At 51.9% G+C, this 17,496-nt stretch carries 15 protein-coding genes; 5 read left to right on the forward strand and 10 right to left on the reverse strand.

From position 1 onward, the window contains the following. Positions 1–69: 69 nt before the first annotated feature. Both glpK and IEV89_RS18165 read right to left on the reverse strand, forming a co-directional pair. Entirely contained in the window at positions 70–1,593 is a 1,524-nt protein-coding gene (gene glpK, locus IEV89_RS18160) for a glycerol kinase GlpK (protein WP_188474925.1), read from the reverse strand. A 45-nt stretch (positions 1,594–1,638) separates the two neighbouring features. Further along, positions 1,639–2,499, reverse strand: a complete 861-nt coding sequence (locus tag IEV89_RS18165; protein ID WP_188474926.1) for an MIP/aquaporin family protein — start codon at positions 2,497–2,499, stop codon at positions 1,639–1,641. A 600-nt stretch (positions 2,500–3,099) separates the two neighbouring features. Here IEV89_RS18165 and zapB point away from each other — a divergent pair. Then, entirely contained in the window at positions 3,100–3,339 is a 240-nt protein-coding gene (gene zapB, locus IEV89_RS18170; protein ID WP_140474731.1) for a cell division protein ZapB, read from the forward strand. Between the two features lie 76 nt (positions 3,340–3,415). On the opposite strand, the gene rraA is transcribed toward zapB, so the two are convergent. The 7 genes from rraA to priA form a co-directional block, all read right to left on the reverse strand. Then, the gene (rraA, locus tag IEV89_RS18175) at positions 3,416–3,901 is read right to left on the reverse strand and encodes a ribonuclease E activity regulator RraA (protein WP_188474927.1); all 486 of its coding nucleotides are present in this window, start codon (positions 3,899–3,901) and stop codon (positions 3,416–3,418) included. 111 nt (positions 3,902–4,012) lie between these two features. Next, on the reverse strand, positions 4,013–4,939 hold the full coding sequence (locus tag IEV89_RS18180; protein ID WP_188474928.1) for a 1,4-dihydroxy-2-naphthoate polyprenyltransferase: 927 nt from the start codon (positions 4,937–4,939) through the stop codon (positions 4,013–4,015). Between the two features lie 96 nt (positions 4,940–5,035). Beyond that, on the reverse strand, positions 5,036–6,370 hold the full coding sequence (gene hslU / locus IEV89_RS18185; protein WP_188474929.1) for an ATP-dependent protease ATPase subunit HslU: 1,335 nt from the start codon (positions 6,368–6,370) through the stop codon (positions 5,036–5,038). Positions 6,371–6,382: 12 nt separating this feature from the next. Next, positions 6,383–6,913, reverse strand: a complete 531-nt coding sequence (gene hslV, locus IEV89_RS18190; RefSeq protein ID WP_188474930.1) for an ATP-dependent protease subunit HslV — start codon at positions 6,911–6,913, stop codon at positions 6,383–6,385. Positions 6,914–7,026: 113 nt separating this feature from the next. Then, positions 7,027–7,920: a cell division protein FtsN gene (gene ftsN, locus IEV89_RS18195; RefSeq protein WP_188474931.1), complete on the reverse strand. Its 894-nt coding sequence runs from the start codon at positions 7,918–7,920 to the stop codon at positions 7,027–7,029. A gap of 97 nt (positions 7,921–8,017) precedes the next feature. Then, the gene (gene cytR / locus IEV89_RS18200; RefSeq protein ID WP_188474932.1) at positions 8,018–9,046 is read right to left on the reverse strand and encodes a DNA-binding transcriptional regulator CytR; all 1,029 of its coding nucleotides are present in this window, start codon (positions 9,044–9,046) and stop codon (positions 8,018–8,020) included. A 246-nt stretch (positions 9,047–9,292) separates the two neighbouring features. Continuing rightward, a complete protein-coding gene (gene priA / locus IEV89_RS18205) occupies positions 9,293–11,488 on the reverse strand; it encodes a primosomal protein N' (RefSeq protein ID WP_188474933.1) in 2,196 nt (731 codons plus the stop codon). Between the two features lie 200 nt (positions 11,489–11,688). Here priA and rpmE point away from each other — a divergent pair, with 200 nt between their 5' ends. After that, entirely contained in the window at positions 11,689–11,901 is a 213-nt protein-coding gene (gene rpmE / locus IEV89_RS18210; RefSeq protein WP_188474934.1) for a 50S ribosomal protein L31, read from the forward strand. 147 nt (positions 11,902–12,048) lie between these two features. Here the strand turns inward: rpmE and metJ are convergent, their stop codons facing one another. After that, entirely contained in the window at positions 12,049–12,366 is a 318-nt protein-coding gene (metJ, locus tag IEV89_RS18215; protein ID WP_004392248.1) for a met regulon transcriptional regulator MetJ, read from the reverse strand. Positions 12,367–12,692: 326 nt separating this feature from the next. Between metJ and metB the strand changes: the two genes are divergently transcribed. The 3 genes from metB (at position 12,693) to metF (ending at position 17,434) form a co-directional block, all read left to right on the forward strand. Continuing rightward, positions 12,693–13,853 (forward strand): cystathionine gamma-synthase, encoded by a 1,161-nt coding sequence (gene metB, locus IEV89_RS18220; protein ID WP_188474935.1) that lies wholly within the window; start codon positions 12,693–12,695, stop codon positions 13,851–13,853. A gap of 2 nt (positions 13,854–13,855) precedes the next feature. Further along, positions 13,856–16,291: a bifunctional aspartate kinase/homoserine dehydrogenase II gene (locus IEV89_RS18225; protein ID WP_188474936.1), complete on the forward strand. Its 2,436-nt coding sequence runs from the start codon at positions 13,856–13,858 to the stop codon at positions 16,289–16,291. A 228-nt stretch (positions 16,292–16,519) separates the two neighbouring features. Then, positions 16,520–17,434, forward strand: coding sequence for a methylenetetrahydrofolate reductase (gene metF / locus IEV89_RS18230; RefSeq protein WP_188474937.1), 915 nt, complete (start codon positions 16,520–16,522; stop codon positions 17,432–17,434). The last annotated feature ends 62 nt before the right edge of the window (positions 17,435–17,496 follow it).

Consider the following 17,496-nt stretch of genomic DNA (forward strand, 5'->3'; position numbering starts at 1 on the left):
GGAAAGACGCATAAAAAAACTCCCCGATCGGGGAGTTTTGAAGAATGTTTTTTGCGATGAAGCCGGCGATTACTCGTCGTGATCTTCCCATGAACGTACGCGGGCAACAGCTTTTTGCCAGCCTTTATAGCGCACATTACGTTCGGTTGTTTCGATGCTCGGACGGAACTCGCGTTCAATCGTTGCTTTGCTGCGGACTTCTTCCAGATCGCTCCAGAAACCCACGGCCAGACCGGCAAGGAAGGCCGAACCCAGCGCGGTGACTTCCAGAACAGCCGGGCGCTCAACGCGAGTACCGAGAATGTCGGACTGGAACTGCATCAGGAAGTTGTTGGCTACTGCGCCGCCGTCAACACGTAGGGATTGCAGACGGGTACCGGAATCAGCTTGCATCGCGTCGAGTACGTCGCGGGTTTGATAAGCAATAGACTCCAGCGTGGCACGAATAATGTGATTGCTGTTGGCACCACGGCTCAGACCGAAGATCGCGCCACGGGCATACGGGTCCCAGTAAGGTGCGCCAAGGCCGGTGAACGCAGGCACCACGTAAACGCCGTTGGTGTCTTTCACTTTACCGGCAAAGTATTCCGAGTCTGTGGCATCGCTGATCAGTTTCAGCTCATCGCGCAGCCACTGAATCGATGCACCACCGACGAATACCGCACCTTCCAGCGCATAGTTCACTTCGCCACGCGGACCGCAGGCGATAGTTGTCAACAGGCCGTTTTTAGATACCACGGCTTCTGTGCCGGTATTCATCAACAGGAAGCAGCCGGTACCGTAGGTATTTTTCGCCATACCCGGTTGAACACATAGCTGTCCATAGAGCGCAGCCTGCTGATCACCGGCAATACCCGCGATAGGAATACGTGTTCCGCCTTTACCCCCGATGTTGGTTTGGCCATAGATCTCCGACGATGGACGCACTTCCGGCAGCATAGCGCGCGGGATATCCAGCGCTTCCAACATGCGTTCGTCCCATTCCAGGCTGTGAATGTTGAACATCATCGTACGGGAAGCGTTGGTGTAATCTGTAACGTGAACACGTCCCTGAGTCATTTTCCATACCAGCCAGGTATCAACAGTACCGAACAGCAACTCGCCGCGGGCAGCGCGTTCACGTGAGCCTTCAACGTTGTCCAAGATCCATTTCAATTTGGTGCCTGAGAAATATGGGTCAACAACCAGACCGGTGTTGTTGCGGATGTACTCTTCCATCCCGTCTTTCTTCAGTTTTTCACAGATATCAGCCGTGCGACGGCATTGCCAGACGATGGCGTTATAAATGGGCTTACCGGACTCTTTTTCCCACACGATGGTGGTTTCACGTTGGTTGGTGATACCAATACCGGCGATTTGGTCTGAATTGATGTCGGCTTTCGCCAGTACCTCAACCAGTACCGAACTTTGCGAAGCCCAGATTTCCATCGGATCGTGTTCGACCCAGCCAGATTTTGGATAAATCTGCGCGAATTCACGCTGTGACACACTGATAATATTGGCATCGTGGTCCAGGATGACAGCGCGGGAACTGGTGGTACCTTGATCCAGTGCGACGATATATTTTTTTTCGTGAGTCGTATCTGCTGACATAATAATATTCCTACGAATGAGAGTGCTGTGGAACAGTTTAGCCGATCAGGCTTTGCGTTGTTTGGCTGGCTGTTGTGCGGCCGCCGCTGCTGCTGCTTCTTCTGCGTCGTGAATTTCATAAGGTAGATGGCGACCAATCAGTGCTTTATAACCGAAAGCACCAAGACATGCCCCGATCAGCGGCCCAAAAATAGGCACCAGGAAATAAGGGATGTCGCGGGCACCGGTGAAGGCAACTTTGCCCCAGCCGGCGAAGTAGGCAAATACCTTAGGACCGAAGTCACGCGCTGGGTTCAGGGCAAAACCGGTTAACGGTCCCATTGACGCGCCGATGACTGCGATCAAAATACCGATCAACAGAGGTGCCAGCGGGCCGCGTGGGATACCGTTGCCGTCATCGGTCAGACCGAGAATTAAGGCCATCAGAATTGCAGTTATCACAGTTTCAACCAGGAAGGCCTGGAAAACACTGATGTGCGGGTTTGGATAGGTTGAGAATATACCGGCCAGATCCAAGCTTTCTACGCTGCCACGTACCATGTGGTGAGATTGTTCGAAGTCGAAGAAAAGGTTGTAGTAAAGGCCGTAAACCAGTGCAGCGGCACAAAAGGCCCCGGCAACCTGCGCGAGAATGTATGGCAAAACTTTGCGTCCTTCAAAGTGTGCAAATATACAGAGCGCGACGGTGACTGCAGGGTTGAGGTGAGCGCCAGAAATCGCTGCGGTCAGATAAATGGCCATTGCCACACCCAGCCCCCAGATAATACTGATTTCCCACTGACCAAAAACTGCCCCGGCAAGCTTCAGTGCAGCAACGCAACCGGCTCCGAAAAATATGATAAGCCCGGTGCCCAGGAACTCAGCGATGCACTGACCTTTTAATGTGGAACTCATTGTTTGGCTCATAGTCAGATCCTATCAAGGATGATGTTAAGGGTTAGTTATAGTTTTTCTTACCAGAAGTACATTGAACGTAATCGGAATAAGACGTTCGTCATCAAATGAGAACGCAATGTGAATTTATCGTTAACGAGCATAAACGAGAAATAGCGAAATCAAATTTTGTGTGTTGTGTCATAAAAATGAGCGTATTCGAGTGTTCCTTGTGTTGTATCTCTCCTAAAAAACGGTCCCTTGCCCGGTTTGCTCCTCATTCATGGCCTCTCATTCTGAATCTGATTGTCGACCACCCGACACTGTCATCCACCGTCTCTGGGTACGTTATGCGAAATTAGCCTTTGATTCTCACGATAACTCGTGATTTTTAAGCATTTACTGATGGTTTGGGCGATAAAATTGCAACAGACTGCGTTTAGGGTCGGTATGTTGCTAGACAGGGCAAGATTGGCTACATACAATCGTATTTCAAGACATCGGCAGGTTTTACGGCGTTTCCTTCAGAAAACATCAGGAAAATCTGCGTGGTGCGAGAATTTTTGAGCCGTATCCGGATGATGCGGCAGAACTTACAAGATGTGCGCCTTGCGAACATAAGGGGAACGAAGAATGTCATTCGAAGTATTTGAGAAATTAGAAGCAAAAGTTCAGCAAGCGATTGATACTATTACCTTGCTGCAGATGGAAATTGAAGAGCTGAAAGAGCAGAACAACACGCTGTCTCAGGAAGTTCAACAAGCCAGCGGAAACCATGAGTCTTTAGTGCGTGAAAATGCGCAGTTGAAAGATGAGCAACACGTATGGCAGGATCGTCTGCGTGCGCTATTGGGCAAAATGGAAGAAGTTTGAATTCCGACTTTTTCCCATTAAAAAAGGACGCCGCGGCGTCCTTTTTTAATGGGCTGTCCCAGCCGTAAGAGAGGATTTACTCAATATCAAGCGGGTCTTCAGACAGGATGATACCCGTGTTGTCCGCATAAAGATGGTCACCGGTAAAGAAGGTTACACTACCGAAATTCACGCGGATATCACTCTCGCCAATACCTTCACTTGCAGCACCCGCCGGGATCGCGGCCATAGCCTGAATGCCAATATCAAGGTCCTGTAAGTCATCCACCTGACGGACTGCGCCGTAAATCAGGATACCTTCCCATTGGTTTTCTAGTGCAATTGCGGCCAGGTCAGCGTCGAGTAATGCGCGGCGAACTGAACCACCGCCGTCAACGACCAGAACCCGGCCTAAACCGTTCTGCTCGAGCAGGTCATAGAGCAAGCCATTGTCTTCAAAGCACTTCACCGTGGTGATCTGCCCGCCAAATGAAGTACGTCCGCCAAAGTTGGAGAACAAGGGTTCAACGACATTCACTTCTTCGTGATAGATGTCGCATAGTTCGGAAGTATCGTATTTCATAGGATTTCATCTGGTTGCTGCATGAGTATTGAGTATATCCCTTTCTGAAGTGTGTTGGCAAAACCATCAATTGTTAAATTTTCGCCAGGGACAAGAACGGTGCTCCGCCTGTTAATCGAGCAATAGGCCCAGCGCAAACAGCACATTAGTCAGTAACGCCGCCTTGACCATGTTTTCCAGAAGAGGACGGATGCCTTCTGCGGATTGCTCGCGGATGACCTGAGAGACATGTTTCGCCAGCATTGGAATAGCCAAAACAAACAGCCATCCTGACCAGCGTTGCAGATAGAGTAAAGCAAATAGCGCCAGGCAAATTACCGCCGCAGAGACAATGATTGCATGGTATCGGCGGGCATTTTTCGGTCCGAGACGGACAGCCAGCGTATTTTTACCGTTGGCGGAGTCGGTGTCGATATCGCGCAGATTATTGATGTTCAGAACCGCTGTCGCCAGCAAACCTGTCGCTGTTGCAGGCAGCATGACGATCCAATCGAAATGTCCCGCCTGTAGATAGAATGTTCCGGCAACGCTTATCCAACCAAAGAAAATCAGCACCGAAATATCACCCAGGCCCATATATCCATACGGGCGGGTACCCACGGTATACGTGATGGCAGCACCAATCGACAGTAAGCCGAGGATCAAGAAACCGAATACGTCGCTGGGCTTTTGGCAGGCCACGGCAATCAGGCCGATGCCTGAAACAACAGTCAGCGCCACCGTTAGCATGATGGCCTGTTTCATCTGTGGGGCGGTGATCAATCCTTTTTGCATACCGCGCAATGGCCCTACGCGATCCAACGTATCACTGCCTTTTTCGGCATCGCCATAATCATTGGCAAGGTTAGACAGTATTTGCAGTAAACCAGCCGTGACGAGTGCCAACAGGGCGGTCAGCGGATGGAAAACGCCTTGCAGGCTGGCAATCGCAGATCCCATCACAATAGAAGCAAAGGCCAGAGGCAAAGTACGTAGACGCAGACTCTCAATCCAGGCTTTGGCATGTGATGTGGTGTTGCAGGGAGTCATTATGCTCATATTATTTTTCGCTCAGTAAAGCCAAGAGTCCGTTTAGAAATAACACAGGGAGGCATAACGCCTCCCTGTGGATCACTTTCGGAACGTATGAGCGAATTATAAGATAAATCGGCTCAGATCTTCATCTGCTACCAGTTGGTCAAGGTGGCTTCTAACATAATCTGCATCAATGTTTATGGAGATACCGTGACTTTCGCTGGCATCATAGGAGATATCTTCCATCAAACGCTCCAGAACCGTGTGAAGACGACGCGCCCCGATGTTCTCGGTGGTTTCGTTAACCTGCCATGCGGCCTCGGCAATACGGCGAATGCCATCGGCGGTAAAATCAATAGTGACGCCTTCGGTGGCCATCAGGGCTTTGTACTGATGCGTCAGCGATGCGCTTGGCTCGGTTAGGATGCGTTCGAAGTCTTCGGTAGACAGCGCCTGCAACTCAACGCGGATCGGCAAACGGCCTTGTAATTCCGGAATTAAATCAGAGGGTTTAGCCGTCTGGAAAGCGCCGGAGGCGATAAACAAGATATGGTCCGTTTTGACCATACCGTGTTTGGTCGACACCGTACAGCCTTCCACCAGTGGCAAGAGATCTCGCTGGACGCCTTCGCGTGACACATCCGGACCTGAGTTCTGACCATCGCGTTTACAGATTTTGTCGATCTCATCGATAAAGACGATACCGTGTTGTTCAACGGCTTCGATCGCCTGCTCTTTCAGCTCTTCCGGGTTGACGAGTTTGGCCGCTTCTTCTTCAACCAACAGCTTGTAGGCTTCTTTTATCGTCATTTTGCGCGGTTTTTGTTTTTGACCGGCCATGTTCTGGAACATGGATTGCAGCTGATTGGTCATCTCTTCCATGCCCGGTGGGGACATGATTTCGACACCCATTGAGGCGGCTGCAACATTGATTTCAATCTCTTTATCGTCGAGCTGGCCTTCGCGCAGTTTCTTACGGAAGGATTGACGCGCAGTCGAGGGTTCCTGGGCTTCGTCGGCCTGGCCCCAATTGTTCTTCGCTGGAGGGATCAACACATCAAGAATGCGTTCTTCTGCCAGCTCTTCGGCACGGTGACGGTTCTTGTCGATGGACTGCATACGGACCATTTTCACGGCGGAATCAGTCAGGTCACGAATAATGGAATCGACTTCTTTACCGACATAACCCACTTCGGTGAATTTTGTGGCTTCAACCTTGATGAACGGTGCGTTAGCTAATTTTGCCAGACGACGGGCGATTTCGGTTTTACCGACACCGGTCGGACCGATCATCAGAATATTTTTGGGGGTAACTTCGTGGCGCAGCGCTTCGTCGAGCTGCATGCGGCGCCAGCGGTTACGCAGAGCGATGGCAACTGCGCGCTTCGCTTTGTCTTGGCCAATGATGTAGCTGTCTAATTCGCTGACTATCTCGCGCGGGGTCATTTCAGACATGGTTTTCGATCCTTACGCTTTAGAAGATAATTCTTCGATGGTGTGGAATTGGTTAGTGTAGATACAGATGTCACCAGCAATGCTGAGCGATTTCTCAACGATATCGTGGGCACTCAGTTCTGTATTTTCCAGCAACGCGCGAGCAGAGGCCTGTGCGTAAGGACCACCAGAGCCGATAGCAATAAGGTCGTTTTCTGGCTGGATCACGTCACCGTTGCCGCTAATGATCAGCGATGCATTTTCATCAGCGACGGCCAGCAGTGCTTCGAGGCGGCGTAACATGCGGTCGGTGCGCCAGTCTTTTGCCAGTTCCACCGCGGCTTTCACCAGATGGCCCTGATGCATTTCCAGCTTGCGTTCGAACAGCTCAAACAGCGTGAAAGCATCAGCGGTACCGCCCGCGAAACCGGCGATGACTTTGTCATGATACAGGCGACGTACTTTCTTCACGTTGCCTTTCATCACCGTATTTCCCAATGTGGCCTGACCATCACCACCGATAACGACATGGCCGTTGCGGCGTACACTTACAATTGTTGTCACGAGCAGTTCCTCGTTGCAGACGGAAAAGATCCCCGCACTCTTGTGTTACACCTGAGTGTCACATCAGTGTACGGGGCATATTGAAGTAATAGATTGGGGATGAAAACAGGTTTTCAACCCCCGATGGTGAGGGGAATGCAACCGGAGATACCTGAGCTCTTCAGGCGTGAAAGAATACTGTCAGCCCCTGCGCGGTTATTGTAAGGACCGATGACAACACGATTCCAGCCACCGCCAGTGGTTATCCGGCCTTCAATCCCTTCAAATGCCAGTTTGGCGCGCTGAGATTCCGCCTGTTCTGTGCCTTTGAATGAACCACACTGCACCATAAACTTCTGCGTTTTTTCCTGCTCTTTCGGTTTGTCTTTTGCCTTCTCTGGCGTCACCTGGGTGATCACCGCCGGTGGCTCTTTCGGTTTTTGTTTTGGCTGAACCGGCTCAGTCTGCACTTGGGCTTGCGGTGCACGAACCGGTTGCGTCGGCGCCGTTTGCACATTTCTTGGCGCGGTTTGTTGCTGAATATAAGGTTGCTGGCTGGTGGTCTGCCGCTGAGCTGGCGCACTATGAGTGACCTGAGTTTGGTCGTTATATGGCACTTCAGACAGCGTAGTTGGCTGCTGGCGCATATCTGCCTGCATCTGTTCAAGCAACTGCTGCTGTTCCGGTGTCAGTTGGGTTTTGGTCTGTGCTGCACCACCGCCAGTCGGCTCGGTGGGGGCGGGGACACCCATCTGCCGGTTTTCCAGCTCTTTAATGTAGCGCCAACGCTCTTCTGGTTTCGGCGGCAAGCCGTTGCCCGGCCGAACAGAATGCATTGGCAAAATGACCGCATCTTCAGCTTTGTTGTGCGTAATGAAATAGAGGCCACCGATGAACACTACCAAGACAGCCACGGCTAACACCACCATGGTTTTGGAGATCATTGGGGAACTGCTTTTTTTCTTCCGGCTGGTACTTTTCCGCCGCGCTCCTGAGCGCCCACGGCTTACATAGTCTCTTTGTGCCACTATCGTTTCGCTGTGTCGTTATAATGAGAGAAGTGCGTCATGTTACTGAACCCTGAGTCTTTACTGAAACAAAAACGTGCTGAAGGAGAACATCTTATCAGCGCTTGGGGGCAGCAGTACTGCCACGGACGATCAGTTCGCTTTCCAGCAAACGCGAGCCACTATTGACAGAATTGCCATACAACTGTTCGAGTAACAATAACATGGCCTGGCGGCCAAGCTGGAATCTTGGCTGCGCCACGGTGGTCAGCGGAGGATCGAAGTACTGGCTGAGCTTAATGTCATCAAATCCGACAACCGATAAATCCTGCGGGATGTGCAGCCCCATTTTCTTCGCCTGATACATGGCACCAATTGCCATGACGTCGTTATGGCAAAAAATGGCTGTCGGCGGTACCGACTGGCTCATCAATTCGGCAAGCGCCAATGCCCCTGATTCGTAACTGAAATCGCCTTTTGCCGTATAGCTACTTTCCACCGTCAGTCCGTTACGGCGCAAAGCCTGAATGTACCCCTGAGATCGATACTGACATAGTGGCATGTTGTCTGGCCCAGCAATACACCCGATACGCTGATGGCCCAGACCAATCAGGTAATGTACGGCTTCGTAGGCGGCGGTCAGATTGTCGATATGCACTGTAGGTAGTTCAAGTTCCGGTGCGAATTCATTCGCCATCACCATTGGCGGTAAATTACGTTGCTCTTCTTTGCTTGCATCAAAAGGTAAATCAGATCCGAGCAGCAGCATGCCATCAATCTGCTTGGTGATAATCAGATTGATGAAGGTTTTTTCTTGCTGATTCTGCTGTGCGCAGTCGCCGATCAACACCAGATAACCATTCTCAGCGGCTGTACGTTCGATCCCCTGTATGACGTCAGCGAAATAGGGATCGCAGATATCCGGGACGATCACCAGAATAGTGCGGGACTCATTGCGTTTCAGATTGCGGGATAGCGCATGCGGAGAATAGCCCACCGCGACGACGGCCAGCTCCACCTTTTGGCGAGTTGCTGCCGATACTTTTTCTGGATTCATTAATGCGCGAGATACTGTAGCCGTCGAAACACCTGCCATTTCTGCCACATCTTTCATGGTGGCGGCAGCTAATTCTTTTTTTTCGTCCAACGTCTCTCTCCTTGCAACTACATCATTCTGATACGACAACATGGATTCGTCCTCAACGCTACACAGGTTTCCCGAGATTCAGCCGATATTAATCCGCGACTTAACGCATCCGGTTTACAGAGGCTGCGTAGCTCATCACATTCTAAACAGTTTGTGGTTAGGATTTGTTACCTAATTTGCATGAAAAGTGTGACCCAGATGATTTTTTTCGATCCATCATGCAGAAAACATCAGGCTTCGTGCATATCAGCTGTCAATTGGGTCAACATCCAGCGTCCATTTCACTTTTCTTGACTGCGGTAAATTAGCAATCAAAGGTTGAGAACTTTTAATCAAATGCTGCAAAGCGCGGCGTGAAGGATGCTGCAAAAGGAGCTGCCAGCGGAAGCGGCCATTACGTTTAGCAGCCAGTGCGGGGACCGGGCCTAAAATCCACAGGGATTCGTCTTTCAGTGGGCTGGCTTCAAATAAATTACGTAGCTGCTGTAAAAACAGCAGGGATTGCTGATTGTCGTGATCTTCCGAGCGAATCAAAATGTGGCTGGTGTAAGGTGGTAAAAACACACTTTTGCGTTCTGCCAGCGTCTGCCTGGCAAAGGCGTCGTAGCCCTGCTCAAGCAATCCCTTCAGCAGCGGGTGATCGGGATGATGAGTTTGCAGCACTACTTCACCTGGCTTACCGGCACGCCCCGCACGCCCTGAAACCTGCGTGTAAAGCTGGGCGAAACGTTCAGCAGAACGAAAATCGGCCGAGAACAAAGCCCCATCGACATCCAGGAGTGATACCAGCGTGACATCGGGGAAGTGGTGGCCTTTGGCCAACATTTGCGTGCCGATGAGGATCCGCGCGCCACCACGATGCACTTCCGCTAAATGCTGTTCCAGTGAGCCTTTGCGGCTGGTGGTATCGCGGTCGATGCGGGTGATGGGCGTGTCAGGAAAGAGCGGTGCCAGTTCGTGCTCAAGCTGCTCAGTACCTACGCCAACGGAGACCAGTTGCGTAGAGCCACAATCCGGGCACTGATGAGGAACGGCACGCTGGCTATCGCAATGGTGACAGCGCAATTGACGCTGATTCTGATGCAGTGTGTAGTAGTGATCACAGCGTTGACATTCAGCTATCCAGCCGCACTCATGGCATAACAGTGCTGGGGCGTAACCTCGGCGGTTAAGGAACAGCATCACCTGATTGTCAGCTTTCAGGTGTTGTTGCATTCGCTGGATCAGCGGTTGCGAAAGGCCAACTTTCAGCGGCATACCTTTCAGGTCTATCAGATGCTGCTGCGGCGGTTTTGCATTCCCGGCACGTTTGGTCAGCTTCAACGAACGATATTTGCCAAGTTCGACGTTATGCAGCGTTTCCAGCGCGGGCGTTGCGGAGCCCATAATAATCGGAATATTTTCTTCGTGTGCGCGGAAAACCGCCAAATCACGGGCGTGGTAGCGCCAGCCTTCCTGCTGCTTGTAGGAGCTGTCGTGTTCTTCATCAATGATGATCACGCCTAACCGTGCAAAAGGCGTAAATAAAGAAGAGCGCGTGCCGATGACAATGCCTGCTTCGCCATTACGTGCCCGCAGCCAGACGGCCAGGCGCTCACTGTCGTTCAAACCTGAGTGCAGGACATCGACGGGAGCGCTAAACCTTTCGCGGAAACGGGCAATTGTCTGTGGTGTTAAGCCGATTTCCGGCACCATTACCAGCGCCTGGCGGCCTTGCGCAAGTATGTTTTCCAGCACACTCAGGTAAACTTCGGTCTTTCCTGAACCCGTAACACCGGCCAGCAACCAGGCGGAGAATTGCTGGTCTTCGCTGCGAATAGCCCCGACGGCGGTGGCCTGCTCGGTATTCAACCGCAGGCGTTCCCCGATAATGGTGAAATCCTTTCGCCAGTCCTGAGTGATGGGCGCGATACTGCGCAAATCCGCCAGCCCTTTGGCACGTAAGGCCTGAAGTGCGGCATCGGTCAGTTCGAGAGTATTCACCTGATGGCGATAAATTCCACCCTGCATCAGCGCCGCCATGGCTTGCTGCTGTTTGGCTGCCCGTTTCAGGCTGTCGAGTGGTGTGGCGCGCCCTTGCTCGGTGGCGAACCACTGCCATAAAGGTGTCAGTTCGGCGGGCTTTCCCTGGCGCAACAAGATGGGGAGTGCGTGAAAAAGAACTTCACCCAACGGAAAGTGATAATACTCCGTTGCCCAAAGCAGAATGCGCCACAAATCTGGGGTGAAGAGGCTGGTTGAATCGAGAACCTCTCGCACCGGCTTGAGTTTATCAAGACCGAATTCACTGGTCTCACTGATGGCCGTCACAATGCCAATCGCGTCGCGTTTACCAAAAGGCACGCTGACGCGACAACCTTTCACCACTCTCATGCCTTCAGGTAAGAGATAGTCAAATGTGCGGGAAAGCGGAACGGGTAACGCAACGTGAGCAACAGGCATTGGGGGTCCAGACTTTAAAAAAATGACGAGATAGTGTACACTGTGCCATTCGAAATGCATGAACATCATTGCGTGGCTCAGTTAGATTCTGTATGATTCGCCGCCTTTGATGCATTTCGCATCAAAACCTAATCATCCACTACGCGTGGTGTCCGACAAAACAGGGTTGGATAGCGACGCGGCCTTAAGAAGAGGTTTCCATGAAACAAGGTATTCACCCTAAATACGTAGAAATTACTGCATCTTGCTCATGCGGTAATGTTATCAAAACTCACTCAACTGTGGGTCACGATCTGAACCTGGACGTGTGTGGCGAATGTCACCCGTTCTACACTGGTAAGCAACGTGAAGTCGCTACCGGTGGCCGTGTTGACCGCTTCAACAAGCGTTTCAGCATGCCAAGCAGCAAGTAATCGCTGTTTGAGAGCAAAAAAACCCGCTTCGGCGGGTTTTTTGTTGCCTGTTATTCAGGCATCACGTTCATTTCATTTACTGGGTAGGCCATTCTTACAGCCAATGCGTGCCTGCACGAGGGCTGCGCAGGCTGCTCATCGCTTCGTCTAATATTCCCAGGTATCAGGATCCACACCCAGTTCACGCATCAGGATCTTTGCCGCTTCCGGTATTTCATCACTGCGTTCTTTGCGCAGATCTTCGTCATTCGGCAAAGGCTGTCCGGTAAAGGCGTGAAGGAAAGCCTCACACAACAATTCACTGTTGGTCGCATGACGCAGGTTATTCACCTGTCGACGTGTGCGTTCATCGGTGAGGATCTTGAGGACTTTCAGCGGAATAGAAACTGTAATTTTCTTAACTTGCTCGCTTTTTTTACCGTGTTCAGCGTAAGGGCTGACATATTCGCCGTTCCACTCAGCCATGGGACACCTTAAAATTTATCAAAAAATAATAGTCTGAAAACCCGGGGATTATGCCCGATTTTCGCTGATCTCACTAAATAAATGTCCCTCAGGGACCGGGTAATACCAGAGAAATGTGCGCTTTGCTGTTCATTTGGTCTGTTTGCTGCCCTGTCCAGGCACCTACTGAACACGCCAGTACTGATAAGGTTATAATTTTAGCGGGTATTACCCTATTGCTCAATCTATACGCAAAGAAGTTTAGATGTCCAGATGTATTGACGTCTATATCAACAGCGACTAGTCTTGATGACCTATCCTCAGCATCCTGGCAGAGAGAAACAACTATGACGCACAAGCAAGCGACGATTGTCGTCGGCAGTGGACTGAACAATGACCAGCAATATGGCTGTGTCGTTCCCCCGATCCATCTTTCCAGTACCTACAATTTCGAAGATTTTAATCAGCCAAGAGCCCATGACTATTCACGCCGTGGAAATCCCTCGCGTGATGTCGTTCAGCGCGCACTGGCCGATCTCGAAGGCGGAGCCGGTGCGGTAATGACCAGCAGCGGTATGTCGGCGATTCATTTAGTTTGCACCGTGTTTCTCAAGCCTGGAGATCTGCTGGTTGCACCGCATGACTGCTATGGTGGCAGCTACCGTCTGTTTGACAGCCTAAGCAAGCGCGGGGCTTATCGTGTGTTATTCGTCGATCAGGGAAACCCGCAGGCGCTGGCAGCGGCACTCGCTGAAAAGCCCAAACTGGTGCTGATTGAGACGCCGAGTAATCCGCTACTGCGCGTTGTTGATATTCAGGAAATTTGTGATGCTTCGCACGCGGCTGGCGCACTGACCGTCGTCGATAATACCTTTCTCAGCCCGGTGTTGCAGCAGCCGTTGAAACTTGGTGCGGATTTAGTGGTCCATTCCTGTACTAAATATCTTAACGGCCACTCTGACGTTGTCGCCGGAACGGTAATTTCTAAAACGGCTGAGCATGCGACAGAACTTGCCTGGTGGGCCAATAACATTGGCGTAACCGGCGCCGCCTTTGACAGTTATTTGTTGCTGCGCGGCCTTCGGACGTTGACGGTTCGCGTAAAACAGCAGCAGGAAAATGCGCTGGCCATTGTTACTTATTTACAGCAACAACCCTTGGTGAAAAAGCTGTATCATCCTTCCCTGCCAGAGAACCAAGGGCATGAGATAGCCTGTCGCCAGCAATATGGCTTTGGCGCCATGATTAGTTTTGAATTCGACGGAGATGAAGCCCGGTTACGGCATTTCCTCTCTGAATTGAAGCTGTTTACCCTCGCTGAATCTCTGGGCGGCGTTGAGAGCCTGATTTCCCATACGGCGACCATGACCCATGCGGGCATGGCACCAGAGGCGCGTAAAGCGGCCGGGATATCTGACAGCCTGCTCAGGGTTTCTGTAGGTCTTGAAGACAGCGAAGATTTGATTGCCGATCTGGAACACGCATTTCAGGCGGCGGCAACGAGGTAAGTATGAATGCAATAGCGGTAGCAGCACCGGCGGGAAGCCGGCAGTTGCATAAGTTTGGTGGTAGCAGTCTGGCTGATGTGAAATGTTATCTGCGCGTGGTCGGGATCATGGCCGAGTACGGTAACCCAGGCGACATAATGGTGGTCTCTGCAGCAGGTCGCACCACTAACCAACTGATCAGTTGGTTGAAACTCAGCCAGACCGATCGCTTATCGGCGCATCAGGTTCAACAGGCCTTGCGCCGGTATCAAAGTGATCTGATCACCGGTCTTCTGCCACCGGAAATGGCAGAACCGCTTATTGTAAGATTTATTCAGGATCTCGAACGTCTGGCGACGCTGCTGGATGGCAAAATCACCGATGCTGTGCATGCCGAAGTGGTCGGGCATGGTGAGATCTGGTCGGCACGCCTTATGGCTGCGCTGCTGGCGACGAAAGACCTGCCGGCTGCCTGGCTTGATGCGCGTGATTTTCTGCGCGCAGAACGTGCTGCTCAACCTCAGGTTGATGAAGGACGTTCATACCCGCTGTTGCAACAACTTCTGGCGCAACATCCGCAGCAATATTTGGTCGTGACCGGTTTTATCTCGCGTAACGAAGCGGGTGAAACCGTATTGCTGGGCCGTAACGGCAGTGACTACTCAGCCACGCAGATTGGCGCGCTGGCAGGCGTCAACCGTGTCACCATCTGGAGCGATGTCGCTGGGGTTTACAGCGCGGATCCTCGCAAAGTGAAAGATGCCTGTTTGCTGCCCTTATTACGTCTCGACGAAGCCAGTGAACTGGCCCGTTTGGCTGCACCGGTTCTGCATACTCGCACTCTGCAGCCTGTTTCCGGCAGCGACATCGACCTGCAACTGCGCTGTAGTTATCAGCCGGAGCAAGGCTCAACCCGAATTGAACGCGTGTTGGCCTCCGGGACCGGTGCGAAAATTGTCACCAGTCATGACGACATTTGCCTGATTGAAATTGTCATCCCGTCGCAGCATGACTTCCAACTGGCGCATAAAGATGTCGAGCTACTGCTTAAGCGTGCTCAGGTCAAACCGCTGGCTACCGGTATCCATCCGGACCGTAACTTGCTGCAACTTTGCTACACGTCGGAAGTGGTCGGCAGCGCCATGCAGGCGTTGGAAGAGGCTGGTTTGCCGGGACGTTTATCGTTACGTGAAGGGTTAGCGCTGGTGGCATTAGTCGGTGCTGGCGTGTGCAAGAACCCGCTGCACAGTCACCGTTTCTATCAGGAATTGAAAGACCAGCCTGTTGAATTTGTCTGGCAGGCGGAAGATGGCATCAGTCTGGTAGCCGTACTGCGCCTTGGGCCGACCGAACATCTGGTTCAGGGGTTGCATAACACGCTATTCCGCGCGGAAAAACGCATCGGCTTGATGCTGTTCGGCAAAGGCAACATCGGTTCACGCTGGCTCGAACTTTTTGCCCGTGAACAACGAAATATTTCCGCCCGCAGTGGTTTTGAATTCGTTCTGGCAGGCGTTGTGGATAGTAAACGCAGCCTGTTGAGTTATGACGGGCTGGACGCCAGCCGTGCGCTCGCGTTCTTTGATGATGAAGCCCGTGACCACGATGACGAATCATTGTTCCTGTGGATGCGCGCACATCCCTATGATGATTTAGTGGTGCTGGACGTCACCGCGAGTGTCGAGCTGGCTGATCAATATCTGGATTTCGCCAGCTATGGCTTCCACGTCATCAGCGCAAATAAAGTGGCCGGTGCCTCCAGCAGCAATCAGTATCGTCAGATCCGTGACGCCTTCGCCAAAACCGGCGGTCATTGGTTGTATAACGCCACCGTCGGCGCCGGTTTACCCGTCAACCACACGGTGCGAGATTTACGCGACAGCGGCGATAGCATTCTGGCGATTAGCGGGATTTTCTCAGGTACCTTGTCATGGTTATTCTTGCAATTTGACGGCACTCTGCCTTTCACCGAACTGGTGGACTTGGCCTGGCAGCAAGGGCTGACTGAACCGGATCCGCGAGTCGACCTGTCTGGTCAGGATGTGATGCGCAAACTGGTGATTCTGGCGCGGGAAGCGGGCTATGACATCGAACCAACCCAGGTGCGAGTTGAGTCTCTGGTACCGCTCGGCTGTGAAAGCGGCTCAGTAGATCAGTTCTTTGAAGATGGAGAAACACTGAATCAGCAGATGCTGCAACGTCTGGAGGCGGCCCAGGAAATGGGGCTGGTACTGCGTTATGTGGCAAGATTTGATGCGAACGGCAAAGCGCGCGTTGGTGTCGAAGCTGTACGTGACGATCACCCGCTGGCGTCATTACTGCCTTGTGATAACGTTTTTGCCATCGAAAGCCGCTGGTATCGGGACAACCCGCTGGTCATCCGCGGGCCAGGTGCCGGGCGTGATGTCACCGCTGGCGCCCTGCAATCCGATCTTAACCGGTTGACTCAACTGCTATAATTGCTCTTCCCCTTCTGGCGTCGACCCGAAGGGGCTTCATGCATCTATTTCATCGTCCTGTGCGGCAAAATCCCCAACGTGAAATTTCTTCAATTTGAATGAAGATTAATCATATGCGGATGCATTTTTGGCGTTGACAGTTTTGCTGACTTCCTTCATTGTCTATCTATCCGTTTAGACGTCTAGACGCTTATAATATAAAACGAAGTGAGCAACGAGGTAGAGAGCATGAGTTTTTTCCACGTCAACCAGCGCGAAGCACTGAACCAGAACCTGGCCGAGTTGCAAGGTCAGATTAACGTCTCTTTTGAGTTTTTCCCGCCGCGAACTAGCGAAATGGAAGATACGTTGTGGAGCTCTATCGACCGCCTCAGTAGCCTCAAACCCAAATTCGTTTCCGTGACATACGGTGCTAACTCCGGTGAGCGTGACCGTACGCACAGTATCATTAAAGGCATCAAAGAACGCACCGGGCTGGAAGCCGCACCGCATTTGACCTGTGTTGATGCCAGTCGCGAAGAACTGATTCAAATTGCCGAAGATTATTGGCAAAGCGGTATCCGTCACATTGTGGCGCTGCGCGGTGATTTACCCCCAGGCGGCGGTAAACCTGACCTTTATGCCGCCGATTTGGTGCACTTGCTGAAGGGCGTGGGGGATTTTGATATCTCGGTTGCAGCTTATCCGGAAGTTCACCCGGAAGCCAAAAGCGCACAGGCTGACCTTATTAATCTTAAACGTAAAATCGATGCCGGTGCCAACCGCGCTATTACTCAATTCTTCTTCGACGTCGAAAGCTATCTCCGTTTTCGTGACCGTTGCGCCGGGCAGGGCATCGACGTGGAGATCGTGCCAGGCATTCTACCGGTATCGAATTTCAAACAGCTGACCCGTTTTGCCACCATGACCAACGTGCGTGTGCCAAACTGGATGACCAGCATGTTTGAAGGGCTTGATGATGACCCCGAGACCCGCAAAATGGTTGGCGCCAATATCGCTATGGATATGGTGAAAATTCTCAGTCGTGAAGGCGTGAAAGACTTCCACTTCTACACTCTCAACCGTGCCGAGATGAGCTATGCTATCTGCCATACGCTGGGTGTCCGCCCGGAAGCTGCTGCGCCGATTCGCGCTACGGTTTGATCCACTCGTCAGACAACGCTTTCTGGCATAAATATCAGGCGAAAAAAAACCGGCATCTGCGC

Origin of the sequence: Hafnia psychrotolerans (assembly GCF_014639435.1) — a bacterium.
In the GTDB taxonomy this organism is placed as follows: domain Bacteria; phylum Pseudomonadota; class Gammaproteobacteria; order Enterobacterales; family Enterobacteriaceae; genus Ewingella; species Ewingella psychrotolerans.

Coding starts and splice junctions, on each gene's coding strand:
- glpK (WP_188474925.1), bottom strand. CDS start 1,593: ATGTCAGCAGATACGACTCACGAAAAAAAATATATCGTCGCACTGGAT.
- IEV89_RS18165 (WP_188474926.1), bottom strand. CDS start 2,499: ATGAGCCAAACAATGAGTTCCACATTAAAAGGTCAGTGCATCGCTGAG.
- zapB (WP_140474731.1), top strand. CDS start 3,100: ATGTCATTCGAAGTATTTGAGAAATTAGAAGCAAAAGTTCAGCAAGCG.
- rraA (WP_188474927.1), bottom strand. CDS start 3,901: ATGAAATACGATACTTCCGAACTATGCGACATCTATCACGAAGAAGTG.
- IEV89_RS18180 (WP_188474928.1), bottom strand. CDS start 4,939: ATGAGCATAATGACTCCCTGCAACACCACATCACATGCCAAAGCCTGG.
- hslU (WP_188474929.1), bottom strand. CDS start 6,370: ATGTCTGAAATGACCCCGCGCGAGATAGTCAGCGAATTAGACAGCTAC.
- priA (WP_188474933.1), bottom strand. CDS start 11,488: ATGCCTGTTGCTCACGTTGCGTTACCCGTTCCGCTTTCCCGCACATTT.
- rpmE (WP_188474934.1), top strand. CDS start 11,689: ATGAAACAAGGTATTCACCCTAAATACGTAGAAATTACTGCATCTTGC.
- metJ (WP_004392248.1), bottom strand. CDS start 12,366: ATGGCTGAGTGGAACGGCGAATATGTCAGCCCTTACGCTGAACACGGT.
- metB (WP_188474935.1), top strand. CDS start 12,693: ATGACGCACAAGCAAGCGACGATTGTCGTCGGCAGTGGACTGAACAAT.
- IEV89_RS18225 (WP_188474936.1), top strand. CDS start 13,856: ATGAATGCAATAGCGGTAGCAGCACCGGCGGGAAGCCGGCAGTTGCAT.
- metF (WP_188474937.1), top strand. CDS start 16,520: ATGAGTTTTTTCCACGTCAACCAGCGCGAAGCACTGAACCAGAACCTG.